The sequence below is a fragment of the Ruegeria sp. BK1 genome, assembly GCF_056535645.1.
In genome coordinates this window covers 2,458,844-2,485,791 of the sequence record NZ_JBQFIS010000001.1, presented here as the reverse complement: position 1 = coordinate 2,485,791, position 26,948 = coordinate 2,458,844, and the positions used below count along the sequence as shown (strand labels likewise).

30 protein-coding genes are annotated in these 26,948 nt (G+C 59.3%); 17 read left to right on the top strand and 13 right to left on the bottom strand.

The window, feature by feature from the left end; genetic code table 11:
- The first annotated feature begins 92 nt into the window (after positions 1-92).
- Positions 93-2,537, top strand: coding sequence for a GcvT family protein (locus tag ACR3E7_RS12490; protein WP_480503469.1), 2,445 nt, complete (start codon positions 93-95; stop codon positions 2,535-2,537).
- Positions 2,534-3,883: an MmgE/PrpD family protein gene (locus ACR3E7_RS12485; protein ID WP_480503468.1), complete on the top strand. Its 1,350-nt coding sequence runs from the start codon at positions 2,534-2,536 to the stop codon at positions 3,881-3,883. The genes ACR3E7_RS12490 and ACR3E7_RS12485 overlap by 4 nt, the downstream gene beginning before the upstream one ends.
- 36 nt (positions 3,884-3,919) lie before the next feature.
- Here ACR3E7_RS12485 and ACR3E7_RS12480 read toward each other — a convergent pair whose 3' ends face one another.
- The 5 genes from ACR3E7_RS12480 to ACR3E7_RS12460 are packed head-to-tail and all read right to left on the bottom strand — an operon-like array spanning position 3,920 to position 8,526.
- Positions 3,920-6,058, bottom strand: a complete 2,139-nt coding sequence (locus tag ACR3E7_RS12480; RefSeq protein WP_480503467.1) for a hypothetical protein — start codon at positions 6,056-6,058, stop codon at positions 3,920-3,922.
- A complete protein-coding gene (gene motA, locus ACR3E7_RS12475) occupies positions 6,055-6,924 on the bottom strand; it encodes a flagellar motor stator protein MotA (protein ID WP_170772900.1) in 870 nt (289 codons plus the stop codon). The genes ACR3E7_RS12480 and motA overlap by 4 nt, the downstream gene beginning before the upstream one ends.
- 46 nt (positions 6,925-6,970) lie before the next feature.
- On the bottom strand, positions 6,971-7,543 hold the full coding sequence (locus tag ACR3E7_RS12470; protein ID WP_480503465.1) for a MotE family protein: 573 nt from the start codon (positions 7,541-7,543) through the stop codon (positions 6,971-6,973).
- Positions 7,540-8,019 carry a hypothetical protein gene (locus ACR3E7_RS12465; RefSeq protein ID WP_480503464.1) on the bottom strand — a complete coding sequence of 160 codons (480 nt, stop codon included), beginning with the start codon at positions 8,017-8,019 and terminating at the stop codon, positions 7,540-7,542. Before ACR3E7_RS12465 ends, ACR3E7_RS12470 begins: the two co-directional genes overlap by 4 nt.
- Positions 8,020-8,028: 9 nt before the next feature.
- The gene (locus ACR3E7_RS12460) at positions 8,029-8,526 is read right to left on the bottom strand and encodes a flagellar basal body-associated FliL family protein (RefSeq protein WP_480503463.1); all 498 of its coding nucleotides are present in this window, start codon (positions 8,524-8,526) and stop codon (positions 8,029-8,031) included.
- A gap of 119 nt (positions 8,527-8,645) precedes the next feature.
- Between ACR3E7_RS12460 and fliF the strand changes: the two genes are divergently transcribed.
- The 4 genes from fliF to fliP are packed head-to-tail and all read left to right on the top strand — an operon-like array spanning position 8,646 to position 11,839.
- On the top strand, positions 8,646-10,235 hold the full coding sequence (gene fliF, locus ACR3E7_RS12455; RefSeq protein ID WP_480503462.1) for a flagellar basal-body MS-ring/collar protein FliF: 1,590 nt from the start codon (positions 8,646-8,648) through the stop codon (positions 10,233-10,235).
- On the top strand, positions 10,235-10,831 hold the full coding sequence (locus ACR3E7_RS12450; protein ID WP_170789528.1) for a FliH/SctL family protein: 597 nt from the start codon (positions 10,235-10,237) through the stop codon (positions 10,829-10,831). The genes fliF and ACR3E7_RS12450 overlap by 1 nt, the downstream gene beginning before the upstream one ends.
- Positions 10,824-11,111 carry a FliM/FliN family flagellar motor switch protein gene (locus ACR3E7_RS12445; RefSeq protein ID WP_480503461.1) on the top strand — a complete coding sequence of 96 codons (288 nt, stop codon included), beginning with the start codon at positions 10,824-10,826 and terminating at the stop codon, positions 11,109-11,111. The genes ACR3E7_RS12450 and ACR3E7_RS12445 overlap by 8 nt, the downstream gene beginning before the upstream one ends.
- Positions 11,111-11,839 (top strand): flagellar type III secretion system pore protein FliP, encoded by a 729-nt coding sequence (gene fliP, locus ACR3E7_RS12440; RefSeq protein WP_480503460.1) that lies wholly within the window; start codon positions 11,111-11,113, stop codon positions 11,837-11,839. Before ACR3E7_RS12445 ends, fliP begins: the two co-directional genes overlap by 1 nt.
- Positions 11,840-11,843: 4 nt before the next feature.
- Here fliP and ACR3E7_RS12435 read toward each other — a convergent pair whose 3' ends face one another.
- A complete protein-coding gene (locus ACR3E7_RS12435) occupies positions 11,844-13,286 on the bottom strand; it encodes a sensor histidine kinase (protein WP_480503459.1) in 1,443 nt (480 codons plus the stop codon).
- The gene (locus ACR3E7_RS12430) at positions 13,283-14,017 is read right to left on the bottom strand and encodes a response regulator transcription factor (protein WP_480503458.1); all 735 of its coding nucleotides are present in this window, start codon (positions 14,015-14,017) and stop codon (positions 13,283-13,285) included. The genes ACR3E7_RS12435 and ACR3E7_RS12430 overlap by 4 nt, the downstream gene beginning before the upstream one ends.
- A gap of 220 nt (positions 14,018-14,237) precedes the next feature.
- On the opposite strand from ACR3E7_RS12430, the gene ACR3E7_RS12425 reads away from it, so the two are divergent.
- Genes ACR3E7_RS12425 through ACR3E7_RS12410 form a run of 4 tightly spaced genes read left to right on the top strand, consistent with a single transcriptional unit; the run spans position 14,238 to position 18,414 of the window.
- Positions 14,238-15,482, top strand: coding sequence for an ABC transporter substrate-binding protein (locus tag ACR3E7_RS12425; RefSeq protein ID WP_480503457.1), 1,245 nt, complete (start codon positions 14,238-14,240; stop codon positions 15,480-15,482).
- A 58-nt stretch (positions 15,483-15,540) separates the two neighbouring features.
- Complete coding sequence (locus tag ACR3E7_RS12420) at positions 15,541-16,413, top strand: carbohydrate ABC transporter permease (protein WP_170387762.1); 873 nt, start codon at positions 15,541-15,543, stop codon at positions 16,411-16,413.
- Positions 16,406-17,311: a carbohydrate ABC transporter permease gene (locus tag ACR3E7_RS12415; RefSeq protein WP_170755212.1), complete on the top strand. Its 906-nt coding sequence runs from the start codon at positions 16,406-16,408 to the stop codon at positions 17,309-17,311. Before ACR3E7_RS12420 ends, ACR3E7_RS12415 begins: the two co-directional genes overlap by 8 nt.
- Positions 17,312-17,316: 5 nt before the next feature.
- On the top strand, positions 17,317-18,414 hold the full coding sequence (locus tag ACR3E7_RS12410) for an ABC transporter ATP-binding protein (protein WP_480503455.1): 1,098 nt from the start codon (positions 17,317-17,319) through the stop codon (positions 18,412-18,414).
- A 58-nt stretch (positions 18,415-18,472) separates the two neighbouring features.
- Here the strand turns inward: ACR3E7_RS12410 and ACR3E7_RS12405 are convergent, their stop codons facing one another.
- Positions 18,473-19,075, bottom strand: a complete 603-nt coding sequence (locus tag ACR3E7_RS12405; protein WP_480503454.1) for an MlaC/ttg2D family ABC transporter substrate-binding protein — start codon at positions 19,073-19,075, stop codon at positions 18,473-18,475.
- Positions 19,065-19,892 (bottom strand): MlaA family lipoprotein, encoded by an 828-nt coding sequence (locus ACR3E7_RS12400; protein WP_408015516.1) that lies wholly within the window; start codon positions 19,890-19,892, stop codon positions 19,065-19,067. The genes ACR3E7_RS12405 and ACR3E7_RS12400 overlap by 11 nt, the downstream gene beginning before the upstream one ends.
- A 285-nt stretch (positions 19,893-20,177) precedes the next feature.
- Here ACR3E7_RS12400 and ACR3E7_RS12395 point away from each other — a divergent pair, with 285 nt between their 5' ends.
- From ACR3E7_RS12395 to ACR3E7_RS12380, 4 genes are read left to right on the top strand one after another with little or no spacing between them, the layout of a single operon-like run.
- A complete protein-coding gene (locus ACR3E7_RS12395) occupies positions 20,178-20,633 on the top strand; it encodes a RidA family protein (protein WP_480503453.1) in 456 nt (151 codons plus the stop codon).
- Positions 20,630-21,397: a glycerophosphodiester phosphodiesterase family protein gene (locus ACR3E7_RS12390; protein ID WP_480503452.1), complete on the top strand. Its 768-nt coding sequence runs from the start codon at positions 20,630-20,632 to the stop codon at positions 21,395-21,397. The genes ACR3E7_RS12395 and ACR3E7_RS12390 overlap by 4 nt, the downstream gene beginning before the upstream one ends.
- Positions 21,398-21,442: 45 nt before the next feature.
- Positions 21,443-22,630: a GNAT family N-acetyltransferase gene (locus tag ACR3E7_RS12385; RefSeq protein ID WP_170789536.1), complete on the top strand. Its 1,188-nt coding sequence runs from the start codon at positions 21,443-21,445 to the stop codon at positions 22,628-22,630.
- Positions 22,627-22,920: a 4a-hydroxytetrahydrobiopterin dehydratase gene (locus tag ACR3E7_RS12380; protein ID WP_170785182.1), complete on the top strand. Its 294-nt coding sequence runs from the start codon at positions 22,627-22,629 to the stop codon at positions 22,918-22,920. The genes ACR3E7_RS12385 and ACR3E7_RS12380 overlap by 4 nt, the downstream gene beginning before the upstream one ends.
- Here ACR3E7_RS12380 and ACR3E7_RS12375 read toward each other — a convergent pair.
- From ACR3E7_RS12375 to ACR3E7_RS12360, 4 genes are all read right to left on the bottom strand, one after another.
- Positions 22,917-23,228 (bottom strand): hypothetical protein, encoded by a 312-nt coding sequence (locus ACR3E7_RS12375; RefSeq protein ID WP_170772872.1) that lies wholly within the window; start codon positions 23,226-23,228, stop codon positions 22,917-22,919. The genes ACR3E7_RS12380 and ACR3E7_RS12375 overlap by 4 nt on opposite strands.
- Before the next feature lie 28 nt (positions 23,229-23,256).
- A complete protein-coding gene (locus ACR3E7_RS12370) occupies positions 23,257-23,604 on the bottom strand; it encodes an EF-hand domain-containing protein (RefSeq protein ID WP_170789538.1) in 348 nt (115 codons plus the stop codon).
- Between the two features lie 10 nt (positions 23,605-23,614).
- Positions 23,615-23,860 (bottom strand): glycine zipper 2TM domain-containing protein, encoded by a 246-nt coding sequence (locus tag ACR3E7_RS12365; protein ID WP_170772870.1) that lies wholly within the window; start codon positions 23,858-23,860, stop codon positions 23,615-23,617.
- Positions 23,861-23,960: 100 nt separating this feature from the next.
- Complete coding sequence (locus tag ACR3E7_RS12360; protein WP_480503450.1) at positions 23,961-24,446, bottom strand: redoxin family protein; 486 nt, start codon at positions 24,444-24,446, stop codon at positions 23,961-23,963.
- Positions 24,447-24,545: 99 nt separating this feature from the next.
- On the opposite strand from ACR3E7_RS12360, the gene ACR3E7_RS12355 reads away from it, so the two are divergent.
- From ACR3E7_RS12355 to ACR3E7_RS12345, 3 genes are read left to right on the top strand one after another with little or no spacing between them, the layout of a single operon-like run.
- Positions 24,546-25,757, top strand: coding sequence for an NAD(P)/FAD-dependent oxidoreductase (locus ACR3E7_RS12355; protein WP_480503449.1), 1,212 nt, complete (start codon positions 24,546-24,548; stop codon positions 25,755-25,757).
- Positions 25,754-26,314, top strand: coding sequence for a 16S rRNA (guanine(966)-N(2))-methyltransferase RsmD (gene rsmD, locus ACR3E7_RS12350; RefSeq protein WP_170789540.1), 561 nt, complete (start codon positions 25,754-25,756; stop codon positions 26,312-26,314). Before ACR3E7_RS12355 ends, rsmD begins: the two co-directional genes overlap by 4 nt.
- On the top strand, positions 26,307-26,942 hold the full coding sequence (locus ACR3E7_RS12345; RefSeq protein WP_480503448.1) for an HAD family hydrolase: 636 nt from the start codon (positions 26,307-26,309) through the stop codon (positions 26,940-26,942). The genes rsmD and ACR3E7_RS12345 overlap by 8 nt, the downstream gene beginning before the upstream one ends.
- Positions 26,943-26,948: the final 6 nt, after the last annotated feature.

Here is a 26,948-nt window from a genome sequence, read left to right as displayed (position 1 = left end):
TCGTCATTACCGACATTTTGCGTCGGGAACAGAGCATCAGTAGCCCCTGACCTGTGGCTGACTTTCGTGCAAGCTCTGTAGGAGGTGCGCCAATGAAAACCCATGCTCAGGCCGTTGTCATCGGAGGGGGGCTGGTCGGCTGCTCGATCCTGTATCATCTGGCCAAGCTGGGCTGGACTGACGTTGTCCTGCTGGAACGCGATGAGTTGACCAGTGGGTCCACGTGGCACGCAGCGGCCAATATCCACGGGCTGCATGACAACAACAACATCACGCGCATTCAGCACTACACGATGAACCTGTACAAAGAGTTAGAGAAGGAAACCGGACAGGGCTGCGGCGTGTTTCAATCCGGGTCGCTCTATCTGGCGCAAACCGAGGACCGCGAACACCAACTGCGTCTGCAAGAGGCCAAGGCGCGTTTCTACGGCCTGAACTTCCACGAGATCAGCCGCGAACAGGCGATGGAACTGCACCCGCTAGCGCAGTTCGATGACATCCGCTGCATCATGTTCGAACCCGATGGCGGCAATGTTGATCCCTCGGGTGTAACACATGCCTATGCCGCTGGAGCACGCGCGATGGGCGCCAGTATTGAACGGTTTTGTCCCGTGTTAGGGACTGATCAACAGCCTGACGGAACGTGGATCGTACGCACCGAAAAGGGCGATATCCACACACAGTGGGTGGTCAATGCCGGTGGATTGTGGGGGCGTGAAGTGGCCGCGATGGCTGGGATCGAACTGCCCCTGCAACCGACTGAACATCAGTATTTTGTCACCGAAGCGATTGATGAAGTCGCCGCGTTGGGCCGTCGCTTGCCGTCCATCGCCGACCGGGATGGCGAGTACTACTTCCGGCAAGAGGGCAATGGCTTGCTGATCGGGGCCTATGAGAAGGACATGCGGTTTTGGGCCGAAAACGGCACACCGCTGGATTTCGCCCACGATCTGTTCCCCGACGATCTGGACCGCATCATGGAAAACGTTATCCGGGCCACCGAACGCGTGCCCGTTGCGGCAACTGCGGGGGTGAAGCGGGTAATCAATGGCCCGATGATCTGGTCGCCGGATTCGAATGCAATCTGGGGGCCTGTGCCCGAGTTGCAGAACTATTTCTGCTGCACGGGGATCATCCCCGGATTTTCGCAATCGGGTGGGCTTGGCCTGTTGTCGGCGCAATGGATGATCGAGGGCGAGCCGCAATACGACATGCTCGCCTGGGATCTGGCGCGGTTCGGCGACTGGGCCGACAAGGCCTTCACAAAGGCGCGGGTGCAGGACGTTTATACGCACCGCTTCGCCATCCATTTCCCGAACGAAGAGCGCAGCGCCGGACGCCCCGCGCGCCTCCGCCCGGCCTATCAGATGCAAAAGGAGATGGGCAGCGTCTTTGGCCTGAACTGCGGGTGGGAACACCCCCTCTGGTTCGCTGATCAACCAGGTGTGGTCGAAACCAACGGCTTCACCCGCCAGAATTGGTGGAAACCCGTTGGCCGAGAGGTGCAGATGTTGCGCGACAATGTGGGTGTGATCGACATCTCGAACTTCGCCAACTATGTGATCAAGGGGCCAGGGGCGCATGATTGGCTTGATCGTCTTGTTGCCAACCGGGTACCGACCGAGGTTGGCCGGTCGTGTTTGACCCCGTTGATTTCAGTGCGCGGAGGCGTGGCCGGGGACTTTACCATCACCAAAGTCGCCGATGACGAATACATGATGATCGGCTCGGGCATGGCCGAGCGCTATCACCAGCGGTTCTTCAACATGGTTGATCTGCCTGAAGGTACCCGTTTCGAGGTTGCCACAAACCGTATCGCCGGGTTCAACGTCGCCGGCCCGAAATCGCGCGATGTGCTGCAACGGCTGACCAATGCGGATCTGTCCAACGAAGGGTTCCGCTTCATGCGTTCACGTCAGATAGACGTGGCGGGCGTTTCCTGCCTCGCCATCCGTGTCAGTTTTACCGGCGACCTTGGGTGGGAGCTGCACTGCGCTGAGAGCGATCAGGTTGCGCTTTACACGGCCTTGCTGGAGGCCGCGAAAGAGCAAGGCGGCGGCCCAGTTGGCGGCCGTGCGCTGGGTAGTCTGCGTATCGAAAAGGGCTACGGCTCGTGGGGGCGAGAGTACAGTCAGGAATACTGGCCGCAAGAAGTCGGGCTGGACGGCCTCATCAAGCTGGACAAGGATTTCCTGCACAAGCAGGCCTATCTGGCCATCAAGGACAACCCTGTGCGTGAGGTTTTGTCGATGTTCGAAATTGAGGTGGACACCGCCGACGCCTCGGGCGGTGAGCCGATCTTTACACCAGATGGTCATTCGGTCGGGCGCGTGACATCGGGTGGCTTCGGGTATTCGGTCGGTAAATCGCTGGCCCTTGGGTTCGCAAACCCGCAAGTCGCAAAACCCGGTGATAGGGTTGAGGTGTTCATCCTCGGCAAACCGCATCGCGCAACTATTCTGGCTGAACCTCCTTTTGATCCTGCGGGATATCGGCTGCGTGACGTCTCTAAGCCCGCTATAGAGCCTGCCGAATGACCGATACGTTCGCCCGCGTTGCAAATTTCGTCCTAAAACGTCCGCCCGAGGATATGCCGGACAGCGCCAAAGAGGCAGCGGCGCTGATGATGGTGGACACTATGGGCATCCTGATTGCCTCCGGCCCGATGGAAGCGGGCGTGATCGCGCGGGATACGGCAGCATTGCTCTACGCCAGCACGGATTCTGCCTTCAGTGCTAGGCTGATGTTTGACGGGCGACCCGTCAGTATGGCTGGCGCTGCCTATGCGGCGGCGACACAGACAGACAATCTGGACGGGCATGACGGGTATAACCCGACCAAAGGCCATATCGGCGTGGTTGTGCTGCCTGCGTTGGTTGCGCTTGCCACGCATTGCCCGAATTTGACTGGCCCGCAGGCCTTGGCTGCTGTGATCTCTGGCTATGAAATCGCGGGCCGCGCGGGGATTTCGCTGCACGCGTCGGTCAGCGATTATCACACCTCTGGGGCCTGGAATGCGCTGGGCGTGGTCGCAATGGCGGCCCGATTGCGCGGGCTCACTCCAGACCAGTTGCGGCAGGCGCTGGGGATCGCCGAATATCATGGGCCGCGCAGCCAGATGATGCGCGAGATCGCCAATCCCACGATGCTGCATGATGGTTCGGGATGGGGTGCGATGGTCGGCCTGTCCGCGGCGATTCTGGCCGAGCGGGGTTTTACCGGGGCACCTGCCATCACGATCGAAGCCGAGGCTGCCGCCCCGCATTGGGCGGATTTGGGCAGGTTTTGGCAGGTTGAGTATCAATATGTGAAGCCGTACCCGATCTGCCGCTGGGCCCACGCCGCGATAGATGGGGTCCGCGCGCTGATGTCGAACCACAGTTTGGTCGGTGACCAGATCCATTCGATCCAGATCAACACTTTTTGTGAGGCCGTGCGACTGTTTTCTGGAATGCCCGCGACCACTTCGCAAGCACAGTACTCTCTGCCCTTCGCTGTTGCAGTTCAGGTTCTGTATGGCCGTATCGGAGCCGAGCATATCTCAGGGCCCGGACTGTCCGACCCCCGGATCGCGGGCCTGATTTCTCGTATACACGTGAGCGAGGAAGAGAGGCATTCGCAACGGTTCCCGGGTGGGCGCTGGGCAGATGTATCAATTGAGACAACGGACGGGCGCATTTTGCATTCGGGCGATATCCACGCCCGCGGTGGCCCTGAGGCGCCTATGTCGCGCGATGAGGTTTTGGCGAAATATTCCGAGTTCGCAGAACCAGTTGTCGGAGCGCATCGGGCTAACGCGATCCGCGATGCGATCTTGTCCTGGATTGAACCGCATTCTAGATATGCCGATCTGGCGTCGCTGGTTTCTTCACCCCCGCGATAGCAGTCTCGCGGGGAATCGGGCCCCAATTGATACGGTTCACTGCTCGAGAATAGTAAGCAATTGGGTGATTTTTTCCCTAGCTTCGACACTATCCTGAAGTAAATCCGCCGCCTCGGCCAAAGGCTTGTCAGGTTGCGAAACAGGAGGAGTGATCAGGACCTGTGTCGCCTTGCTAACCAAACCAAATTGCGTTTCTTCCTCTTGATCAATGGCTTCGGGGCGGTCGGCCAGCCAAAAATTTCGGTCAGCCTGCTCCGCCTGCCCTAATGTGCGCGATAGCTCTCCGGCTGTATCGAAATCGCCAAGGGCTTGCATCGCTTGGTGCCTGATACGCAATGCCTCTTCCGAACTGTCCCCTTCCAGTTCAAGCATAGCTTGGTGAGGGCGTTGCGTTTGCAAGGCAGAGCGTGCCCTGATCCGTGCACGCTCTGACCGTTGCACCGTATCTTGGGGTCTGTTCGACAAAGCCAGCGCTGGTCCAGGGAACCCAAGCTTCACCAGACGGTTTGCCAACGCGACAGCCGTATCTGTGCTCAGGTCCTGCGTATCACCGGATGCAAATTCCAACGCCCGACGTAGAAATGTTATGTCATCCGCCCTCTCCACCAGAATGTGAGAAATCCGGTTCAACGTGGCCAGGCGTTCTTGCCCTGCAGGTATTTCCAAGGCAGCATCAAATGCTAGGTCGAATTCCTGAGTCAGACTTAGGGCCACAGCATGAGCCCGTTTTAACTGCGGCTCGATCTCGGATTTACGAAACTCGTTCGAAAAAGACGCCGCAAGGGCGACTTCTTCGGGTGAAGCGGCGCCTCGATCAACCCATCGGTTTTCGATCAGCCGCGCCAAAGCGAGCGGAGCGTCCAGATTGGGGCCGGAGGATGCAACCACGTCGTTTAGCAACGCCTCGGCTTTTGGAGCGTCACCTTCGGCGGCTGCGACCTTAGCTCTGGCCCGTGTTGTGTCCGAGGCGTTTTGAATTCCCGCCCGGTCAACAGACCGCAATACGCGTCGAGCGGCTTCTAACCGACCTGCATCGACCAAAATTTCGGATAGATCAGGTCCAAATTGCCGTCTTAGATGCGTTGGCAGCCGTGAAAATGATTGCTCTACCCTGTCCAAGTTTGCTTCAGCGGATAATTCCCCGGCCATCAGAACAGCCCAAAGTGCAACGTCACCCCCGCATCGTTGCAAGCCACCAAACGGATTGTCGTCTGCCGCATGCCCTGCGTCCAAATACTGCGCAATTGCTGCAACCCGGTTTACGTCAGCATCGGGATCTTCCACCAATGCCAAAGCCTGCATCGCCTCGGCGCCGAAGCCATAGAATGCGTACAGCTTTGCCAGAGACAGCGCTGTGTCCTGATCAACCCGATCGAATTCCTGAAACAAACCTGATCTTAAGGTAGCTATTTGCTGAGGGAATTCGGCTGAGCCACCCCACGTCCCGAACCCCAACTCTGTATCGGATATGCAGGCAGGTTCTTGTTCAAACCCGATCAAATCGGGCCCCAGTAGACCGTTCAATTCATCGAGCACCGTCGATACGCTGATATTCCCTGTCGGGTCTGCTGGCCCTTCCGTGGCACCGTCAAAGATCGACGATCGCGGGCCAACCTGGGCAAGCTCAAGGTCAACGATGCCCCGGTCTGCACCTTGTAATAGACGTTCTGACAGGCGATCCTCAAACCCAAGCAATGGCGTCGGAAGCGCAGGCATTGGCAAGACGTTGCGGTTCTGAGCGGCCGCCAGCAGCCCGGTGTCGCGGTTTGCTTGCGGCAAGATGGGCGGAGGAATGTCCGCACCTATCGGTGGCAGGGCCTGCGCAATGGCAATATCGACCACAATCATGGTGTCTTGGTATAAAAACGCCGAAGCCGCGCAGTCACACCCGAATTGCATTTCCAATGGCCCGCCCGGTTCGGTCTGAGAAATGGCGGACAAACGGTTTTGAGACAGCCTGCGGAAGACCGAAGTGGTTTCGAAATGAACATCCTCCAGGGTGACGTTCAGACGCGCACCATACTTGGTTTGGGTGAGGACCCAGCCGGTGCCAGGCGGCACCTGAATGACCAGCCTGGTGTAGTCCTCATGCTCTCCCGAGCGCACGGTGGCTTCACGCGCAGTGGCACCGTTTGCTGCAAGCAACACTGCAAGAAAAAGACCAAGTCGGATCATGCCGCCGCCTGTTTCAGCTCTTTCAACGCCTCTTCCAGTTCCGAAAAACCAGGGCGGTTATGGGTCGGCGTGTTCTGGCGACCGACTTCAATGCACATCGCGGGGTTGTGGTTGTGCAGATTGGCGACCAGAACCTCTTTGATCAGTTGATAGAAATGGTTGTCTTCCTCAACCACGGCCTTCAGTTTTCCTGCGAATGGCCCGACCAGACCATAGGCCAGGAACACGCCCAGAAAGGTCCCAACCAGAGCCCCCCCGATCAGTTTACCCAGCACCTCGGGTGGCTGGTCGATCGATCCCATGGTCTTGATCACCCCTAAAACCGCAGCCACGATCCCCAGGGCTGGCAAGCCATCCGCAACCGTCTGCAATGCATGGCTGGAATGCATGGCGTGGTGAAAATTCGCCTCCATCCGCTTTTCCAGAACTTCTTCGACCTGATGGGGGTCGTCGTAGTTCATCGAAGCCGACCGCATCGTGTCACAGATCAGATCCACGGCCTCTTTGTCGGATTGAATCTTCGGATAGGCCGAAAACACCGCGGAATTTTCGGGGTCTTCTATATGTTGCTCGACCTCGACCGGGTTGGCTTTGGCGATGCGGATCAGGGAAAACAGAAGGCATAACAGGTCGCGGTAGTCATCGGGTTTCCATTTCGGACCTTTGAACACCTTTCCCATGTCCTTGAGCGTATGCTTCACCGCGCTCATGTCGTTGCTGATCAAAAACGCTCCGACCGCTGCGCCCCCGATCATCATCATTTCGAACGGCAGAGATTTCATGATGATGGTCATCTTGCCGCCAGCGGCCAGATAGCCACCGAACACCATGACGAAGATGACGACAATTCCGACTAGTCCGATCATGAGGGGCCTCCAGCAAACTCAAACGCGGCTTTGGTGAACATGGACGTCATTCCTGTGGCGCGGCAGCGTTGCGCCCCGCCATGATGACGCTGATTGTATAGGCGGTCTCAGGGCTTATCCCCGCCAGCACGCCAGCAGCGGCATCCGCAGGCATCCGTGACAGGAAACCGGCGGCAAAACCTGGATCCATCGTCTCGAACAAGGCGGCTGCGTCTTTGGGTTTCATGCTTTGATACACATCCGTCAGCCGGGTCAGGTCGGTCTCGGCCGCTTTTTCCGCATAGGCCAGCGTTTCGCGCAGGTTCTCTTCGGCCGCTTGCATAGCGACCATTCGGGTTTCGATGGCTTGCTCGGCGATTTCCAACGCCTTTTCCTTGTCGATTGCGGCGGCTTCGCGCTTTTCCAACGCCGCTTCGCGTCGCAGAAGTTCTGTCAACAATTCCTGTGCGCCGGGCTTTTCCATACCTTCTGGCTTGGCTTGCTTGACCGTCGGTTCGGCGTTCTTGGCCAGTGCCGGACCAGCCTCCAACCCGACGCGAATCGCAGCCGATCCGATCATCAGCAAAGAGATCACAGCAAGCACGCCGCCTTTGGGTTTGTTGCTCTGCCTTGTTTTCATGCCGTGGCCTCACGCCTCTTGCGACCATGCCGCATAAACATCGGACCAGCCGTTCGTTTTTCCGCAGGCTCAGGAACGGGTTCCTCCTTTTGCTCGGGCGCTTCCGCAGCTTCAACCTTTGCAACCTCAGGCTCTGGTGGCACCGTAGGCTCGGTCGCGGGCGAGGCTGTATCCTTTGGGGCTTCCTGATCCGGCACGATGTCATGCATCGACGCCATCATCAGCTCCAACCGCTGCGCGACCGTCTCCGCCCGTTGCGTCAATTGCTTCAAGGTGTCCCCGGAGCGGTCCGACGCCGCACGCGCGGACTCCAGCGATTTCTTTAATTCATCCGACTGTGCCGAAAGAACGGCAACGGCCCCGCCAACGCCCTTTTCAAGATCGGTGAATCGCTTGAGGCGTCGAGACAGAACAAAGCAATAGAGACCTGCGCCGAAGGCGCCTGCGACTAGGAAAATATCTGCGATCAGTTCCAACTTCGCCTCCTAATTCAAAACGAATTCCATCACGAGGACATCGCGAACGCGATCCTCGCCAACTACAATGCCGATGCGCCGCAGCAGATGCCCGCGAATGCGCACCAGGGCCAACGAATCCTCAAGATCCGAGATTTCAACCGCCCGCAGATACCCGTTCAGCACATCCATGATTCGCGGCTTCATCTTTTCGACATCGCCCAGATAGTTCGAGTTCACCTCAAGCTGAGCGTGAAATTTCAGGTGCCGCGAATCGCCCGAGTTCAGCGACAGGATCAGCGGCGGAAGATCGACGAATCCAACGTCAGGCAATGCTTTTGCAGGCTTTTTTTCCGCCTTTTCAACCGCCTCTTGCGCCTTGGGCATGGCGCCTATTGGCAACAGCCCGGACGTGGTTACAAAATACCCTCCACCCGCGCCGGACAGGGCTAGAATCACACCTAGTATCAACCCCTTTTTCCCAGGCTTTTCTGGGGCTTCTGCCTGTTCTGCAGTTGCGTCAGTCATGACGTCCTCATCCATCCGTTCTGCAATCGTCATAACCCGGTAGGGACTAACCGATTATTAAGGGCAATCGGTCAAACAAGGGATGCGCCAAGCAGAATGTCGGCGAGTCGGAGGTGAGCGTGCAGCAGATTGGAACTGTCTGGACAAGTTTGGACAGGCGAAAACAAATCATCGTTGCCGGTGCGGTTATGCTGGTATTTCTTGGGGTCCTTGCGATGTCGCGGCTGATAACGGCACCGTCGATGACCTTGCTTTATGCCGGGCTGGAAAGTGGGGCGGCGGGCGATATCGTTCGGTCACTGGATCAGCGCGGCGTGCCCTTTGAGATTCGGGGCGGCTCGATCTACGTGCCGGGGTCGCAGCGGGATGAGTTGCGCATGACTCTGGCGAGCGAGGGTTTGCCTGCGAATGGAAACCGGGGGTACGATCTGCTGGATACGCTCAGCGGGTTCGGGACCACTTCGCAAATGTTTGACGCCGCTTATTGGCGCGCCAAAGAGGGTGAACTGGCCCGCACGATTGTAGGGGCACCCCATATCAGCCAGGCGCGAGTGCACATCGCCAAGGGTTCAACCAATCCATTTCAGCGCAGCGTTGCACCGACTGCCTCGGTTTATCTGGTGTCTTCGGGGGCGGATATCACGTCAGATCAGGCCAAGGCGATCCGGTTTCTGGTCTCATCCGCGGTCAGTGGTCTTGCGCCCGAGAATGTGGCGATCATCGATTCGAACGGGGCTGTGATTGGCGCGCAGGAAAACGCCGTTGCCGCCGATACGGCGGATGACAAGTCGCGGCAATTGCGGGAAAAGGTCCTGCGTTTGGTCGAAGCCCGCGTAGGTACGGGCAATGCCGTTGTAGAAGTCAGCGTAGATACGGTGACGAAAACCGAATCCATTCGCGAGCGTCGCTTTGACCCCAACGGTCGTGTGGCAATCAGCACCGATGTCGAAGAACGTTCAGACAGCGCGCGCAATCAATCCGCCGATGTCACCGTTGCGTCGAACCTGCCGGATGGTGACGGCGCGGGGGGCGACGAGTCGAACTCGAACGCCACCCAGACGCGCGAGCGGGTAAACTACGAGGTGTCCGAGACGGAGCTTGAGGTTCACAACGCCCCCGGCGCGATCAAACGTCTGACTGTGGCCGTACTGGTGAATGGAACGCGCAGTGTGGATGCGACGGGCACGGAAGGTTTTGCCCCCATGCCCGAAACAGAGATGGAGGCCTTGAAGGAATTGGTCGCCTCGGCTGTGGGGTTTGATGCGGAACGCGGCGACGTGATCACGCTGAAATCCATGGACCTGCCGGTTGTTGAACCGCAGGGCACGCTGGCCTCGGCTTCGATCTGGCAGAAGGTGCATTTCGACGCAATGTCGCTGATCCAGATGGCAGTTCTGGCGATTGTGTCTCTGATCCTTGGGTTGTTCGTGATCCGGCCTATTTTGACCAAGCCGGTTGTGACCACGGCACTACTACCTACCGGAAGTCTACCCGAACCAGGCTCGGTTTTGACGGGTGAGATTGCGACCGAAGAAGGCGGGCAATTCGCACCGATCGCGGGTCAGGCCACCGGCGGGGATGTTCCAGCACTGTCGGCTCAGCCCGGGGCGGACCCGGTAGATCGGCTGCGGGCGATGATTGGCGACAAGCAGGAGGAAACGGTCGAAATCCTGCGCAGCTGGCTTGAAGAAGGCGAGGAAAAGGTCTGATGTCGATCGCCCATTTGCTGGAAGATTTCACGTTGCAGGCTGGCGGTGGAAAGCTGCACTTGCTGGATGAGGACGGGTTGGAGGAACAGCGTCTGGCGGCGTTCGAACAGGGCTATGCCGCCGGTTGGGAAGATGCCGTTCAGGCACAGGAGCAAAACCGAGGCCGGATCTCGACCGAGTTGGCCAAGTCGCTTGAGGACATGTCCTTCACCTATCATGAGGCGGTAACACGGATGACACTGTCGCTGGAACCGATGTTCAACAGCCTGATGCTCGCGGTTCTGCCCGAAACTTTGGAGCGAGGTTATATCATCCGGCTGGCCGAACAACTGACCGACATGGCTCGCGAACAGATCAATGAGCCGATACAGGTTTTCGTCCCCGAAGGCCTCGCGGCTGAGGTGAAAGAGATGCTGCCCGAGGGGATGGCCAAGATGGCGCAAGTCATCTCAGACCCGCAGATCAAACCCGGCCAGGCTAGATTGCAGGTCGGTATCTCGCGGCGCGAGGTGGATTGCGGCGGCCTGCTGACGTCGATCCGCGCCGCGTTCGACGCGTATGTATTCGAGGCAAAAGAGGCATTAAGCAATGAGTGATCCCCAAAGTCCCAAAAGCGAAAAATCCAACCCGTTTGAATCGGTCCCGATCGAGGTCACGGTCTCGGTCGGCCGCGCCCGCCCACTGATCCGCGATCTGTTGAATATTGGTGAAAATGCGGTGCTGACTTTGGACAAACGGATCGAGGATCCAGTGGATCTTTATGTAGGGGACCAGCTGGTGGCCCGCGGCTTGCTGGAAGAGATGGAAGGCGATCAGACCGGACAACTGGCCGTGCGCCTGACCGAGATTGCCGATCTGCAAAACGGGATCGGTTGATGCGCGTTCTGCCCTGGATCATCGTGGCGCTGCTGCTGACACCGTCTTTTGCAGAAGCGCAGGATGTGTCCTTGTCGCTGGGTGACGGGGGTTCCATCTCGGCGCGGACGATCCAATTGATCCTGTTGATTACCGTGCTCAGCCTCGCACCTGGGCTGGCGATCATGATCACCTGTTTTCCTTTTCTGATCACCGTGCTGGCCATCCTTCGGCAAGGGATTGGGTTGCAACAATCGCCCCCCAACATGCTGATCGTCAGCCTGGCTTTGTTTCTGACCTATTTCATAATGGAGCCCGTCTTTAACGAAGCCTGGACCACTGGCATCCAACCCATGGTCGACGAAACGATGGAGGTCGAGCCCGCTTTGGAACGCGCCCTTCAACCGTTTCGCGCCTTCATGGCCGCGCGACTAGACCCTGACACGTTCTACGCCATGGCTGCACTGCGCCCCGAAGGCAATGCGGTGGACGTGTCGCCGGATGCGCCGTTGTCGATCCTGATGCCCTCTTTCATGTTGTCCGAGATTGCGCGGGCCTTTCAGATCGGTTTTCTGATCTTCCTGCCCTTTCTGATCATCGACCTCGTGGTAGCTGCGGTGCTGATGTCGATGGGGATGATGATGGTGCCACCTGCAACGGTTTCACTGCCGTTCAAACTGGCTTTTTTTGTCATTGCGGATGGGTGGTCCCTGATCGCCAGCGCTTTGGTGCGAAGCTACATGGGCTGACAGATTACTGCCGCGTGATCGTCAATCGGGCGCGCAGCCCCTGATCTCCGGCCTCGAAATGCAGCCCGCCACCATGCTGGTCAGCCACTGTGGCAGCAATTGTCAGACCCAGGCCAAACCCGTCTGACGAGCCTGTATTTGATCCGCGCTGAAACGGGGCCATCAGGGCCTCGATCTCATGAACGGACAGGTCATTGCCCTTGTCTTCGACCGTGATCGTTGCGGTTCGCGCGTCGGTTTCCAACTGGACATCGGCGTGACGGCCATATTTCAGCGCATTGTCGATTAGGTTGGTCAGTGCCCGTTTCAGCGAAATGGGCCGACCCGTTACCAACATGCGCCGGGTTTCCAGCAACGTCCCATGCCCGCGGCGGGACATGAAAACGGACGGAGCACCCTCGACCGCGACCGGGTCGACATTCTGAAGCGTCACCGGCAGGTCCATGTCCTGATAATCGGCGACGACGGATTCGACCAAGGATGTCAGGGAAATCTGACGCGGTTCCTCGACGCTCAGTTCTGAACGCGTGTAGGTCAGAACACTTTCGATCATGCCGGTCATCTGGTCCACATCCGCTTCCAGCTTTTCTCGCAGCTCGTCATCGACGATCAACGCGGCGCGCAGCCGGACGCGGGTAGCGGGGGTGCCAAGATCGTGGCTGACGCCCGACAAGACCGTGGCACGTTGCTCTAGCAAGGCGCGTTCGGCGTCTAGATGGGCGTTCACCGCAGACACGATATCACGCAGCTCGGTTGGCCCGTCGGCGTCATAGCTGTCGGGGCCTCCGCGCCTCCGACGGTCGCGCAGGGCATGGGCAAACCGGGTGAATGTATCGGACACGTTGCCGACCGAGGTCAGAATGACCGCCAGCGCCACGATGCCCAGCAATATCGCAGGCAGGCGCAGATCGGTTGGCGCCGCGCCACAGCCCCAGATCCCGGTGCCATCCACGCGGTACCACGGCCCGCGTCCGAATTGCGCAATCAGGATCGGTTCGCTGCAATAGGTGGCCAGCAGCCGGGTCAGGTTACCCATCTTTTCAGGCCCGGTCTGATCACTGCGCGAGACGATATCTGACACCGGATAGACCAGACGATCGGACAGGATCGCCAGCGTCAATTCACGCCCGTTGAGCGGCGCTGAACTGTCGGTCAGGATCGAAAGGTTGGTCAGGAACCGACGGCCCGAAGACCCAGGCAATTGCTGGAACTCTCCCATATCGGCCAGCACGGTATCCGCCGGTGACAAGAGCGAAATGGACAGCGGAGCGGCCGGAGCGATCCCGGTGCGCAGGTCTTCGTAAACGGTAAACCCTGCGACGAAGGATTGCGTCAGGAACTGATTCCAGGCGCGGGCCGAAGCAAACCACAGGCTGGCCGATACCAGCCCCGTTGCGAACGCTGAGATCACCCAGAGCCAACCAAGATTGCGCAGGCGCAGTGTCATTCCTCTTGCACCGACACGTCAGCGGCAAAAACATAGCCGACGCCGCGTTCGGTGCGCAGCATCTGCGGGTCCTTCGGGTTGACTTCGATCTTTGACCGTAGCCGTCCCACCAGCATGTCGATGGCGCGGCCCTGCGCCTCGGGTTTGTCGGAGCCGCCGGTGACATCCAACGCGGCGACGATCTCATCCCTTGTCAGGGGGATATGCGGATTGGCCAGCAAAACCTTGAGCAACGCCGTCTCACGCTGGGACAGCGCCACCAAATAGCCTTCGGGCGAATGCACCTCATCGCGTTTGCCGTCATAGAGCCAGCCGTCAAAGCGGAAGCTGTGGATGCGGCGGCGGTAGGCAAGCGACGATGACCGCCGCGCCCGTTGCATCACCGCCCGCACGCGAGCGAGCAGAAGCTGCGGGTTGAAAGGCTTGGCGATATAGTCATCGGCCCCGACCTCATACCCCGCCATGCGCTGATGGTCGGCTGAGAGGGCCGAGACCAGAATGATCGGCACATCCTGTTCGGCGCGCAGGCGGGCGCAGATCTCGACGCCGTTTTCATCGCCGAGCATCACGTCCAACAAGATCAGGTCAATGCGGCCCGCCCCCAGATGTCCACGGATTTCCGATTCCGATCGGGCGGGCAAGGCGATGAACCCGTTTTGCTGCATGAACTGAGTCATCATCGAACGCATCTCTGGGTCGTCATCCACCACCAACAGTCGCGGAATGCTCATGATGTCTGTCCTCCCCGGTTGTGGCCCCTCTGACATCGTCAATTGTAACGAACGGAAACAGATTCAATGTCAACGTAACACGCTGTAACAGAAGCGGTGAAAAATTGGTCTGATGCACGGGTTTGGCGCGGATTCCAAGTTGCCAGACGGCCCGTGCGCCCCAGTATGGCCGACATCGCTGCTGCGGCAGCCTCTTAGGTTCTCAGGGAGGAGACAAGAAATGAAACGTTTTGCATTTGCCACCGTATCGACGCTGGCTGTTGTGGCCGGATCGTCGGTGTTGGCGGGCCCCCAGGCCGAAGTTCTGCATTGGTGGACATCGGGTGGTGAGGCCAAGTCAGTTGCCGTCCTGCAAGAGGAATTCGCGGCCAATGGTGGTAGCTGGACCGATATGCCCGTGGCCGGCGGTGGCGGTGATGCCGCGATGACCGCGCTGCGCGCCCGCGTTCTGTCGGGCAACGCGCCGACTGCTGTTCAGCTAAAAGGCCCCGCCATTCAGGAATGGTATGAAGAGGGCGTGCTGGCCGATATCTCGTCCGTGGCCGAGGCCGAAGGCTGGGCCGACGTTCTGCCCGCCTCGATCGCGGGCCATATGAAATGCGAGGGCACGTGGTGCGCTGCGCCGGTGAACGTACACCGCGTTGACTGGATCTGGGCCAACGCCGACGTTCTGGCCGCAAATGGCATCGAGATGCCGACCACGTGGGACGAATTCAACGCCGCCGCGGATAAGCTGCAAGCCGCAGGTGTGATCCCTCTGGCCCATGGTGGTCAGGCATGGCAGGACGCGACCGTTTTTGAAACCGTAGTACTGGGCATTGGCGGTCCCGAGTTCTTCCAGAAAGCGCTGGTTGATCTGGACCCCGAGGCGCTGACCTCGGACACGATGGTGCAGGTGTTTGACCAGATGCGCACAATGCGCGGCTACGTGGACGAGAATTTCTCGGGCCGCGACTGGAACCTGGCCACGGCGATGGTCATGAACGGTGAGGCCGCGTTCCAAATCATGGGCGACTGGGCCAAGGGTGAGTTCCTGGCGGCGGGCAAAAAGCCCGGTGAGGACTTCCTGTGCGCCTCGACCCCCGGTGATGGCTATCTGTACAATGTCGACAGCTTTGCCATGTTCGACGTGGAAGGTGACGACAAGAAAGCCGGTCAGGACCTGCTGGCCAAGCTGATCGTGGCACCGAACTTCCAGAAAGTGTTCAATCTGAACAAAGGCTCGATCCCGGCACGGACCGACGTGGCACTGGATGACTTTGACATCTGCGCCAACTTGTCGGCCGAAGATATGGGTTCGACCTCGGACGCAGGCTCGCTGCTGCCGTCTTATGCCCACGGCATGGCGCTGCGCGGGTCGCAGTCTGGTGCGATCACGGATGTTGTGACCGCGCATTTCAACTCGGATATGTCGTCGGCTGACGCGGTTCAGCAATTGGCGGCGGCAGTGGCCAACAGCTACTGATCCAAATCGCTCTGCCCCCTATACTGACGGGGCAGAGCATCTTTCCCCGGAGGAAATCATGTCCGAATGGCTGGAAAACCACCTGCCCAAGGTGGTGCTGGCACCGTCGTTCATTGCCGTTTTGATCTTTGTCTACGGCTTTATCGGATGGACGGCCTGGGTGTCGCTGACCCGATCGAAACTGTTGCCGAAATACGAGATCAAGGGATTCATCCAGTATGAACGCCTGTTTGACTCACCCCGCTGGGATACGGCAATCAACAACCTGTATATCTTTGGCGCGCTGTTCATCGTGATTGCGATGGTGTTGGGCCTGTTGCTGGCGATCCTGCTGGATCAGAAAATCCGCGTCGAAGGGGCCATCCGGACGATCTATCTGTACCCGATGGCGCTGTCGATGATCGTGACTGGCACCGCGTGGAAGTGGATCCTGAACCCGGGTCTGGGCATTGAGTCCATGGTGCAGGGCTGGGGCTTTACCAATTTCGAGTTCGACTGGCTGGTGAACCCCGATTACGCGATCTACACCATCGTGATGGCCGCGATCTGGCAAAGCTCAGGCTTCGTCATGGCGCTGTTCCTCGCTGGTCTACGCTCGGTGGATGGTGAGATCATCAAGGCAGCCCAGGTCGATGGTATCCCCACATGGCGCATCTACACGGCGATCATCATCCCGTCGATGGCCCCGATCTTCCTGTCCGCCTTCATCGTGCTGGCCCACCTTGCGATCAAGAGCTTTGACCTTGTCATCGCCCTCACGGGTGGTGGCCCCGGTTACGCAACCGATCTGCCAGCCACATACATGTACGCCATGGCGTTTTCGCGCGGCGATATTGGTCAGGCGGCGTCGTCCGCGATGATCATGATGCTGGTCGTCTTTGCCATCGTCGTTCCCTATCTTTACTCAGAGCTGAGGGCGAAAAATGACTGATCTGTCGATGCCCCAATCCCAAACCCAAACCCGTAGCCAAAGTGCCGTTGGCAAGATTGCCCTGCGTTGGTTGCTCTACGTCCTGCTGGGTCTCTTTGCGCTGTATTACCTGATGCCGCTGTTCGTGATGTTGACCACATCGCTGAAAAGCCTTGAGGAAATCCGCACCGGGTCTCTGATATCGCTGCCGCGTGAGGTCAGCTTCGACGCCTGGAAGACAGCTTGGTCCGGTGCCTGTACCGGCATTCAGTGCGAAGGCCTGCGCCCCTATTTCTGGAACTCGGTCCTCATCGCGGTGCCTGCGGTGGCGATCTCGACCCTGCTCGGCGCGTTGAACGGCTATGTCGTGGCGCAGTGGCGGTTCAAAGGCGCGAACATCATTTTCTCGCTGATGCTGTTTGGCTGCTTCATCCCGTTTCAGGTGGTTTTGCTGCCGATGGCGCGCCTGTTGGGCATGATGGGGATCGCCGGGACCATTCCGGGCCTGATCTTTGTCCATGTGATCTACGGGTTGGGCTTCACCACGCTGTTTTTCCGTAACTACTATGTCACCATCCCGTCCGAGCTGACCAAGGCAGCACGCGTTGATGGGGCCGGGTTCCTGCGGATCTTCTGGTCGATCTTCCTGCCGCTGTCGCTGCCGATCATCGTTGTGACCGTGATCTGGCAGTTCACGCAGATCTGGAACGACTTCCTGTTCGGCGTATCGTTCAGCCAGGCGGGTACGCAACCCGTGACAGTGGCGCTCAATAACATCGTAAACTCCACCACCGGCGTCAAAGAATACAACGTCGACATGGCCGCCGCGATTATCGCGGGGCTACCGACGCTGCTCGTCTATGTCGTTGCCGGTAAGTATTTCATACGCGGCCTGACCGCCGGTTCTGTGAAGGGATAAGACCCATGGCACCCATCCTTGATATCAACAAACTCTATAAGAATTACGGTGCGACCGAGATTCTGAAGGACATCAACATCTCGATCGAGCCGGGCGATTTCCTGGTGCTCGTCGGCCCCTCGGGCTGCGGCAAGTCCACCCTGCTGAACTGCATTGCCGGGTTGGAGGAGATCACCGGCGGCACCCTGTCCATTGGGGGCAATGACATGACCCATGTCAGCCCCAAGGACCGCGACATCGCGATGGTGTTCCAGTCCTACGCTTTGTACCCGACCATGACCGTGGCCAAGAACATCACCTTTGGCATGAAAGTGCGCGGCGTCGATCAGGCGACGCAGGATGCCAAGCTGAAAGAGGTCGCCCAACTGTTGCAGATCGAACCTCTGCTGAACCGCCGCCCCAGCCAATTGTCGGGCGGTCAGCGTCAGCGTGTGGCAATGGGTCGGGCGCTGGTGCGCGATCCCAAGCTGTTCCTGTTCGATGAACCGCTATCCAACCTCGACGCCAAGCTGCGGGTCGAGATGCGGACCGAGATCAAGAAGCTGCACCAAACGCTGGATGCCTCGATCGTTTACGTGACCCATGACCAGATCGAGGCGATGACACTGGCGACCAAGATCGTCGTGCTGAAAGGTGGAGTCGTTCAGCAGATCGGCACACCGGCCGAGATCTATAACAACCCGGCCAACCTGTTTGTTGCTGACTTCATGGGCTCGCCCGCGATGAACCTGATCCCGGCGCAGGCGCACAAGAACGGAGCGAGGACCCAGATCGCCATCGCGCGCGACAGTGGTGAGACACTGGTGCTGAACGACGCTCGCGATCTGGCGCTGCCCAAGGATGTCATCCTGGGCCTGCGTCCCGAAGACATCGCCGAAGCCGGGTTCCGCGCAGGCGACGGCGTGCAAGAGGCCGAATGCCTGGTCGACATGGTCGAACCCGCGGGGGCCGACACCTATGTGGTCTCGGAGCTGGGCGGCAAGCAGGTCACGGCGCGTTTACACGCGGAAACCAGCGCGCAGGCGGGCAAGATGCTGAATCTGGCCTTCGACATGAGCAAAGTGTCTTACTTTGCTCAGGAAACCGGTGAACGCCTGAACTAAACGCACAGCGCCGCGCGACCAAAAGGTTGCGCGGCGCTGCTTGCATTTTTAAAGACGCTCAACCGACTTTGTTCAGGTCCTTGATCAACCGGTTCAGATCGCCACCACGGGCATCCAGCATCGCACCAATCTCGGTCCGTTCGGTCAGCAGCATGTTCACCCCTTCGATGAACATGTTGAAGAACCGGTCTCGGCCCGATTTGTCGGATACAAGGAAAGTCACCTCAAACGGGGACGAGCCCTGCAGCTTGACCGAGGTGCGTACTTCGTACCCAGCCTTGATTTTGCGGGCGTTGCGAACTGTAACCTGGCCGCCAATGAATTCACGGAAGCGGCGGCCATATTTGTTCGAGATATAGCCCTGAAAGGCTTTGGTGAATTGTCGCAACTGCGCCGGGCTGGCCGAGCGGCCATCGGCACCCAGTACGTAACGCGCCATGATTGGCACGTCGGCATATTGGGTAAAGATCTTCTCGAAATCGCGGATCATCGCGTTTTCGGATTTGCCCGAAGCGATCACGCGGTTGATGTCATCCACCACGCTGACCACCAGCGCCTTTGCGCTGGCCTCGGTCTGGGCGTAGGCGGGCAGGGCGGTCATCAGCGCCCCGGCCAGGCCGGTGGCGACGAAACTGCGTCGGTTAATCAGATTACTCGGCATAGGGGTCCTCGTAAGGGTCAAGATAGGGGTCCCTGACCGGGTCGGTCCCGGTTACGGAATAGGGGTCGTCATACAGGCCCAGATAGGCGTCTTCGTCATCACGCGCCAGTTCAAAGCGGCGGTTTTGCAGGTAGATGGTTTGTGCCTGCGCATAGCTGTCGGCACTTTCATACAGAATCGAGTCCACCGTGTCCGAGAACCGGCCTCGATCGCCCATGCGGCGCACCACCTCGGCATAAACACCGATATTGTCGACCGGGCGCACCGGGGAAAAGTTGATCGGGTTCGAGAACAGGTTGAACACAACACCAATCGCATCACGCTGGGTCGAGGGACCATAGAACGGCAATTCGACGTAGGCGCCTTCGCCCACGCCCCAGACATGCAGGGTCTCGCCGAAATCGGTATCGACAGGCGGCAGGTTCAGCTCGTCTGCGGGTTTGGACAACCCGGCCCCGCCTACAGTGCTGTTGATGGCAAAGCGCAGCAAAGCGTTGCCCGACTGTTTCAGGTTGCCCTGCAACAGATAGTCCAGCGCCTGTCCCGGCAAGGTCAGGTTCTCGGCGAAATTGCTGAAGCTGGTCACGACCGGATCGGGGAAGATTTTCACATAGCCTTTTGACGCGGGTCGGAACAGAAAGCGGTCAACGCCGAGGTTGAAGTCGTGAATACCCCGATTGGTCTTTTCATAGGGGTCAAAGACCTCTCCGGGAGGGGCGTCAGCAGGCGGGCGCGTGGCGCAGGCACCAAGAGTTGCCACCAGGGACACAAGGATCAGAGGCTTCAAGCTGACTTTGCTCAACACGGTCTTTGCCACTCCAACACGTCAGGAATGAAAATGCCTGGACGTTCAATCAATACTATCTTCGACCGCAACAAGCGGCGCAATTCAATGTCACATAGGTGTTTCTCAAATAGATTGAAACACTCAGCGTGTAACCCGGACAAGTGGTCAACGTAAAGTGACCCAACTTCAACAGTCCCGAATAAGAGAAGTTATGCTTACTGCGCGGGCAACCGTAAAACTGCCGGTTTCATGCTTTTCGATCCGCGCTATCCCGGTTAGCGTCCGTCCGAGTCGAATTTAGTTGAGGAGTATCACATGAGCATCGCAGCCAAACTGGACAGCCTAGGCGTCACCCTGCCGGACGCACCTGCGCCTGCCGCCAACTATGTGCCCTTCGTGCGCGTGGGCAATATCGTCTATGTCTCGGGCCAGATCTCGAACGACGGCACGATGATCACCGGCAAGCTGGGTGATGACATGGATGTCCAAGCGGGTGCCGCGGCGGCCAAGGTCTGTGCAATCAACCTGTTGGCGCAGGTCAAGGCGGCCTGTGGTGGCGATATCGACAAGCTGGTACGCGTGATCAAGCTGACCGGGTTCGTGAACTCGACCGCAGATTTCACTGCGCAGCCGCAGGTGATCAACGGGGCCTCGGATTTTCTGGTCGAGGCGCTGGGCGAAGCGGGCCGCCACTCGCGCTCGGCTGTCAGTGCCGCTGCGTTGCCGCTGGGTGTAGCGGTTGAGATCGAAGGCATCTTCGAGGTCGCATGATACCTGCCCTACCTGATGTGCTATTGCAGACCCCGATTGCGCATCGAGCCCTGCATGACCACTCGGACAACCGCCCGGAAAACAGCCGGGCGGCCATTCGCGCTGCAGTCGAGGCCGGTTACGGGATCGAGATCGACCTGCAACGCAGCCGCGATAACCGGGCCATGGTATTTCATGACTACGACATGACACGGCTGACCGGCCGATCCGGTCCGATCCAGCAGATCACGGCGGATGAGGCGCAAGCCACGCGGCTATTGCACGGCGAGGACGGCATTCCGACCTTCGACGAGGTGTTGCAGATCGTTTCGGGCAAGGTCCCGCTGTTGATCGAGCTGAAGGATCAGGATGGGGCGATGGGCCCTAATGTCGGCCCGCTCGAGGCGGATACGGTGCGCGCGTTGCAAGGCTATGACGGGCCGGTGGCGCTGATGTCGTTCAACCCCAACTCGGTCGCTGAACTGGCACGGCTGGCACCGCATCTGCCGCGTGGGATCACTACCTGTTCCTACCAGCCCGAAGTCGAGCATTTGCCGCAAGCGGTCTGTGACCACCTGCGCGACATCCCCGATTTCGATCGGGTGGGGGCCGGCTTTATCAGCCATGAGGCCGCAGACTTGTCGCGCCCCCGCGTGGCTGCGCTGAAGGCGCAGGGCGTGCCGATCCTGTGCTGGACCATCCGCTCGCCCGAACAAGAGGCAGAGGCCCGCAAGGTTGCCGATAATGTGACCTTTGAAGGGTATTTGGCCGCCCGCCCGGGTTGAACCCTACCCCATCCGTCACAGATAAAGACAAGACGCGGAGGGCACATGGATCAGGCGCAAATCGAGGTTCGGGTACTGGGGTCGCTCTCGCAAATCCCTGCGGCAGAGTGGGACAGCTGTGCCTGCCCCGAGGCTGCGGATGGTGGTCGTCCAATGGACCCGTTTACCACGCATCGGTTTTTGTTGGCGCTGGAAAATAGCGGCTCGGTCGGGCGGGGCACGGGTTGGCAGCCGCAATATCTGACCGCTTATCTGGACGGGATGCTGATCGGGGCGGCACCGATGTATGCCAAGTCGCATTCTCAGGGCGAGTATATCTTTGACCACAACTGGGCGCATGCCTACGAAAATGCGGGTGGACGCTATTACCCCAAGCTGCAAATTGCGGTGCCTTTTACGCCCGCCACGGGGCGACGGTTTCTGGTTCGGCCGGGCTATGAGGGCGTCGGGCTATCGGCCCTCGTACAAGGTGCGGTGCAACTGGCGGCGGATAATCAAGTCTCATCCATCCACGCGACCTTCTGCACCGAGGCCGAGGCCGAAGCGGGTGAAGAAATGGGTCTGATGGTGCGCCATTCGCAGCAGTTTCACTGGCTGAATGATGGCTACTCGGAATTCGACGGGTTTCTGGCGGCCCTCTCGTCGCGCAAACGCAAGAATATCCGCAAGGAGCGCGCGCAGGCCTGCGGGTTTGGTGGAGAAATCCGCACGCTCACCGGTGACGACTTGCGGCCCGAACATTGGGACGCGTTCTGGCGGTTCTATCAGGACACCGGCTCGCGCAAATGGGGGATGCCATACCTGACACGACAATTCTTTGACATTGCCCATGAAACCATGGCCGACGACATGGCGCTGGTTCTGGCCGAGCGTGACAGATACCCGATTGCCGGCGCGTTGAACTTCATCGGACGCGAAACGCTTTATGGCCGCTATTGGGGTTGTGTCGAGCACCATGCGTGCCTGCATTTCGAACTGTGCTATTATAGGGCGATCGACTTCGCCATCGCGCAGGGTTTGTCTCGGGTCGAGGCCGGGGCGCAGGGGGAACACAAGCTGGCCCGCGGTTATCTACCAACGCGCACGCACAGCCTACACTGGGTCAACGACCCTGGCTTTGCGGACGCGATCCGAAAATATCTGGACGCCGAGGCCCACGCAGTGGGAGAAGAGATCGAGATTCTGACGGATTACGGCCCGTTCAGAAAAGCGAACCCGGAGGAACAGCAATGACCGAACTTTTGTCGACCGAAACGCGCGGCCCCCTTCTGGACCCGTTGTTTCAAACCGGCTGGACCATGGTTGAAGGCCGGGATGCGATCACCAAGACCTTCACGTTCAAGAATTTTGTCCAGGCCTTCGGCTGGATGACCCAAGTGGCCATCTTTGCTGAGAAATGGAACCATCACCCCGAATGGTTCAATGTCTACAACAGGGTCGAGGTGACACTGTCCACCCATGATGTGGGCGGTTTGTCGGCGCTGGACGCCAAGCTGGCCCGCAAGATGGACAGTCTGGTTTAACCCCGGTCGCTTGCCGAGCCGACGCCACCCGCCAGCGAGGCGGCAACGCCCATTTGACGGAACTCATCCGGCGTGACGGTGCCGCTGCTGACGTCGATATTGCCGGGGATGCGCGTCGTGCGCAGGCCGTTCGACCGCACCGACCGCGCCGCCGGGTCAATATACAGACAGCGCGTATCATAGCAGGTCATCCCGCTGGTATTGATCTGAATCCGCTGCTGGCCGTCTGGTCCTGTCACAATCGGCGCCTGCGGCACGTCGCAAGCCGCTAGCAGACCCAGAACACCCAGCGATATCCATTTGTTCATCATACGCTCCTGTCGGGTTCGGGCGGCCCTAGTCCAACTGGCCGTTCCCGTCTTTGTCGGCAGACGTGAAGTCGTCGTTCATCTGCGCATCGAACTCTGACCGAGAGATAATGTTATCCTGATTGCGGTCAACGCTTTGGAATTGCTTTATGTCCAGAAAGGGCTTGGCTTCGTCTAACCCCAGAGTGCCGTTCTTGTCTTCGTCCATCGCCTGAAACGCATAGTCGGAAAAAGCGTTGAACTCATCCTTTGACAGAAATCCATCGTTGTTGGCGTCGATGGCTTTCAATTCATTCTCATGCAGCTCTGCTACCGTTTCGGCCGCAACGGACCCAGCCAAAAGGGTCAGGCCAAGTGTCAAAATCCCAAGTTTCATGATGTCCCCCTCAGCACGCGAATTTCTGACCTTCGATCCCGCCGACGGCAGCCCCTGCTGCTGTCAGGATCGTCTTGCCGGACCCGCCGCCAAACTGATTGCCGATGACGCCACCCAATAGCGCGCCGCCGACCGTGCCGCTGAGGCAGGCGATCTCATGTTGGCGGGCGGCTTGTTGTTGTGGTGTGGGGGCCGGGCCACACGCGGCCAGTGCGCCTGCTGTGCCCAGACATAGGGTAATGGACTTGAGCTTCATAAAAGGACTCCCTGAACAACTAGGCCGAGTATTTGCCGTTCAGGGGTATCTATCAAGTTAAATAGGGCAAAGGCCCCGACAGAACCGGGGCCAAACCGGATCAGATGACGTCCAAAAGACCCTCACCAGCCGAGATTTCGCACGCGCCGGGGCTTTCTTCCAAGTTCAGCGCGGTGACTTTGCCATCCTCGACCAGCATCGCATAGCGTTTCGAGCGCGCGATCAGCCCGGCCGGCGGAGCGTCGAAATCCATGCCGATGGCCTTGGTGAATTCGGACGCGGCATCTGCCAGCATAGTCAGGCCCGCATCTGACGCGCCGGTGGCCTCGCCCCAGGCTTTCATCACGAAGGGGTCGTTGACCGACAGGCAGATGATTTCGTCCACGCCTCTGGCATCGAATTGATCCTTGGTGCGCATGAAACTGGGCACATGGGCCGAATGGCAGGTGGGCGTGAACGCGCCTGGGACGGCAAAGATCACCACTTTGCGCCCGTTTGTTTTATCGGAAATCCGGACCTCCTCGGGGCCTTCCGCACCGATCTGGGTCAGTGTGGCGTCGGGCAGCGTATCACCTGTTGAAATCATTTTTGTGCTCCTGTCGTTTGGATTTGCAGAGTCGGGCTTAGCCGCAATATAGGTGGTCGCGTGGAGGAGACCACGGGAATTCGACAGGGTGAGGGGAAGATGAGCCATATTGTCGTGATCGGTGCCGGGCAGGCGGGTGCATCGCTGGTGGCGCGGCTGCGCAAAGACGGGTTTGAAGGGGACATCACCCTGATCGGGGCCGAACCGCATCTGCCTTATCAGCGCCCGCCCCTGTCCAAGGCTTATTTGCTGGGCGAGATGGAGCTGGAGCGCCTGTTCCTGCGCCCCGAGAGCTTTTATGCCGAGAACAACATCACCCTGCGTCTGGGCCAGCGCGTGACTGCGATTGATCCGCAAGCCAAGACCGTGTCGCTGGGCGATGAGGTCATTTCCTATGACGAACTGGCTCTGACCACCGGGTCCGATCCGCGCCGCCTGCCTGCCGCGATTGGTGGCGATCTGGCGGGCGTGCATGTGGTGCGCGATCTGGCCCATATCGACGAGATGGAGCCGCGCGTGACTGACGGCGCCCGCGCGTTGATCGTTGGGGGCGGCTATATCGGGCTTGAGGCGGCTGCGGTCTGCGCCAAGCGTGGGGTCAAGGTGACCTTGGTCGAGATGGCCGACCGCATCCTGCAACGGGTCGCCGCACCTGAGACCAGCGATTATTTCCGCGCGCTGCATTCCGGATACGGGGCCGATATCCGTGAAGGCGTCGGGCTGGACCGTCTGCTGGGTGAGGATGGCAATGTGGTGGGCGCGGTTCTGACCGATGGCACCGAGATTGCCGTTGATTTCGTCGTGGTCGGAGTGGGCATCGCGCCCGCGACCCAACTGGCCGAGATGGCGGGGCTGGAACTTGATAACGGTATCAAGACCGACGCCCATGGCCGCACATCCAATCCGTCGATTTGGGCGGCAGGCGATTGTGCGTCTTTCCCGCATGGCGAAGGGCGCATTCGTTTGGAAAGCGTGCCCAACGCCATTGATCAGGCCGAGATCGTGGCCCAGAACATGCTGGGCGCGGCCAAGGATTACACTGCTACACCGTGGTTCTGGTCCGACCAGTATGACGTCAAGCTGCAGATCGCGGGTCTGAACACGGGCTATGACCGCGTCGTGACCCGGCAAGGTGAGGGCGCAACCGTGTCCTTCTGGTACTACAAAGGCGATCAACTGATTGCGGTGGACGCGATGAACGACCCTCGTGCTTATATGGTCGGCAAACGCCTGATCGACGCAGGAAAAACCGCCGATCCCGCCGTTGTGGCTGACCCGAATGCGGACCTGAAACCGCTGCTCAAAGCGTGAGGATTATCGCCGGAGATTTCCGAGGCCGAGCCCTGGCCTCGGTCGGCAAAGGCGACATGGGCGCGCATCTGCGGCCTACCACGGACCGGGTGCGCGAAAGCCTGTTCAACGTCCTCAGCCATCAGATTGATTTTGACGGGCTGCGTGTGCTGGACGTGTTTGCAGGCACTGGTGCGCTGGGGCTTGAGGCACTGTCGCGTGGTGCTTCCCATGTGACCTTCGTAGATGACGGGCGCGTGGCGCAGGGTCTGATCCGAAAGAATATCGACCTGACCCGCAGTGCAGACCGCACCCAGTTGATCCGACGCGACGCGACCCGGCTGGGTGAAAACACCGACGCGCCTTATGATTTGCTCTTCCTCGACCCGCCCTATGGCAAGTCGATGGGCCAGAAGGCCATCGCGGCTCTGACCCAAGGGTGGTTCGCGGACGACGCGCTGATTGTGTGGGAGGAGAACGCGCCGATGCAACCGCCCGAGGGGTTCATCCTGCAAGACGCCCGCAAATACGGCGACACGCATATCACTCTGATGTGGAAGGACCGCGCCGATGCATGATCTGGTCATCTTCGATTGTGACGGCGTTCTGGTGGACAGCGAAAGGCTGACCAATCAGGTTCTGGTCGACAACCTTGCACGTTACGATTTGCATGTGTCGCTGTCGGAATGCATGTCGCTGTTCGTAGGCGGCACCATGAGCGGCGTCCACCAACAGGCGCGCAACCTTGGGGCAGACCTGCCCGACGACTGGGTGGAGCAAATCTATACCGAGGTTTACGCCGCCTTGCGCGCCGGAACGCCTCTGGTGCCCGGTGTTCGGAACGTGTTGCGGCGGCTGGAGACCGCCAGTGTTCCCTATTGCGTGGCCTCGAATGGCCGCCCAGAGAAAATGCAGATCACGCTGGGCCAGAACGGGCTTTGGGATCGATTCAAGGACGTCATGTTCTCGGCCCAGGTAATGGGGACCGCCAAGCCGGACCCGACCCTGTTTCTGACCGCAGCGCAGCATTTCGGTGCTGTCCGCCCGGTTGTCATCGAAGACAGCGAAGATGGCGTCACTGCTGCGATCCGGGCCGAGATGCGCTGTCTGGCTTATGCCGCCCATGATGACGGCGCGGGATTGTCCGCTTTGGGCGCCGAGGTGTTCACGCAGATGTCACAACTACCCGAGCTTTTGGGACTCTGATCGCCA

Excerpts from the sequence above, each read along its gene's own strand:
- ACR3E7_RS12490 (WP_480503469.1), top strand. The coding sequence starts at position 93 with ATGAAAACCCATGCTCAGGCCGTTGTCATCGGAGGGGGGCTGGTCGGC.
- ACR3E7_RS12485 (WP_480503468.1), top strand. The coding sequence starts at position 2,534 with ATGACCGATACGTTCGCCCGCGTTGCAAATTTCGTCCTAAAACGTCCG.
- ACR3E7_RS12480 (WP_480503467.1), bottom strand. The coding sequence starts at position 6,058 with ATGATCCGACTTGGTCTTTTTCTTGCAGTGTTGCTTGCAGCAAACGGT.
- motA (WP_170772900.1), bottom strand. The coding sequence starts at position 6,924 with ATGATCGGACTAGTCGGAATTGTCGTCATCTTCGTCATGGTGTTCGGT.
- ACR3E7_RS12470 (WP_480503465.1), bottom strand. The coding sequence starts at position 7,543 with ATGAAAACAAGGCAGAGCAACAAACCCAAAGGCGGCGTGCTTGCTGTG.
- ACR3E7_RS12460 (WP_480503463.1), bottom strand. The coding sequence starts at position 8,526 with ATGACTGACGCAACTGCAGAACAGGCAGAAGCCCCAGAAAAGCCTGGG.
- ACR3E7_RS12450 (WP_170789528.1), top strand. The coding sequence starts at position 10,235 with ATGTCGATCGCCCATTTGCTGGAAGATTTCACGTTGCAGGCTGGCGGT.
- ACR3E7_RS12445 (WP_480503461.1), top strand. The coding sequence starts at position 10,824 with ATGAGTGATCCCCAAAGTCCCAAAAGCGAAAAATCCAACCCGTTTGAA.
- fliP (WP_480503460.1), top strand. The coding sequence starts at position 11,111 with ATGCGCGTTCTGCCCTGGATCATCGTGGCGCTGCTGCTGACACCGTCT.
- ACR3E7_RS12435 (WP_480503459.1), bottom strand. The coding sequence starts at position 13,286 with ATGACACTGCGCCTGCGCAATCTTGGTTGGCTCTGGGTGATCTCAGCG.
- ACR3E7_RS12430 (WP_480503458.1), bottom strand. The coding sequence starts at position 14,017 with ATGAGCATTCCGCGACTGTTGGTGGTGGATGACGACCCAGAGATGCGT.
- ACR3E7_RS12425 (WP_480503457.1), top strand. The coding sequence starts at position 14,238 with ATGAAACGTTTTGCATTTGCCACCGTATCGACGCTGGCTGTTGTGGCC.
- ACR3E7_RS12420 (WP_170387762.1), top strand. The coding sequence starts at position 15,541 with ATGTCCGAATGGCTGGAAAACCACCTGCCCAAGGTGGTGCTGGCACCG.
- ACR3E7_RS12415 (WP_170755212.1), top strand. The coding sequence starts at position 16,406 with ATGACTGATCTGTCGATGCCCCAATCCCAAACCCAAACCCGTAGCCAA.
- ACR3E7_RS12410 (WP_480503455.1), top strand. The coding sequence starts at position 17,317 with ATGGCACCCATCCTTGATATCAACAAACTCTATAAGAATTACGGTGCG.
- ACR3E7_RS12405 (WP_480503454.1), bottom strand. The coding sequence starts at position 19,075 with ATGCCGAGTAATCTGATTAACCGACGCAGTTTCGTCGCCACCGGCCTG.
- ACR3E7_RS12395 (WP_480503453.1), top strand. The coding sequence starts at position 20,178 with ATGAGCATCGCAGCCAAACTGGACAGCCTAGGCGTCACCCTGCCGGAC.
- ACR3E7_RS12390 (WP_480503452.1), top strand. The coding sequence starts at position 20,630 with ATGATACCTGCCCTACCTGATGTGCTATTGCAGACCCCGATTGCGCAT.
- ACR3E7_RS12385 (WP_170789536.1), top strand. The coding sequence starts at position 21,443 with ATGGATCAGGCGCAAATCGAGGTTCGGGTACTGGGGTCGCTCTCGCAA.
- ACR3E7_RS12380 (WP_170785182.1), top strand. The coding sequence starts at position 22,627 with ATGACCGAACTTTTGTCGACCGAAACGCGCGGCCCCCTTCTGGACCCG.
- ACR3E7_RS12375 (WP_170772872.1), bottom strand. The coding sequence starts at position 23,228 with ATGAACAAATGGATATCGCTGGGTGTTCTGGGTCTGCTAGCGGCTTGC.
- ACR3E7_RS12370 (WP_170789538.1), bottom strand. The coding sequence starts at position 23,604 with ATGAAACTTGGGATTTTGACACTTGGCCTGACCCTTTTGGCTGGGTCC.
- ACR3E7_RS12365 (WP_170772870.1), bottom strand. The coding sequence starts at position 23,860 with ATGAAGCTCAAGTCCATTACCCTATGTCTGGGCACAGCAGGCGCACTG.
- ACR3E7_RS12360 (WP_480503450.1), bottom strand. The coding sequence starts at position 24,446 with ATGATTTCAACAGGTGATACGCTGCCCGACGCCACACTGACCCAGATC.
- ACR3E7_RS12355 (WP_480503449.1), top strand. The coding sequence starts at position 24,546 with ATGAGCCATATTGTCGTGATCGGTGCCGGGCAGGCGGGTGCATCGCTG.
- ACR3E7_RS12345 (WP_480503448.1), top strand. The coding sequence starts at position 26,307 with ATGCATGATCTGGTCATCTTCGATTGTGACGGCGTTCTGGTGGACAGC.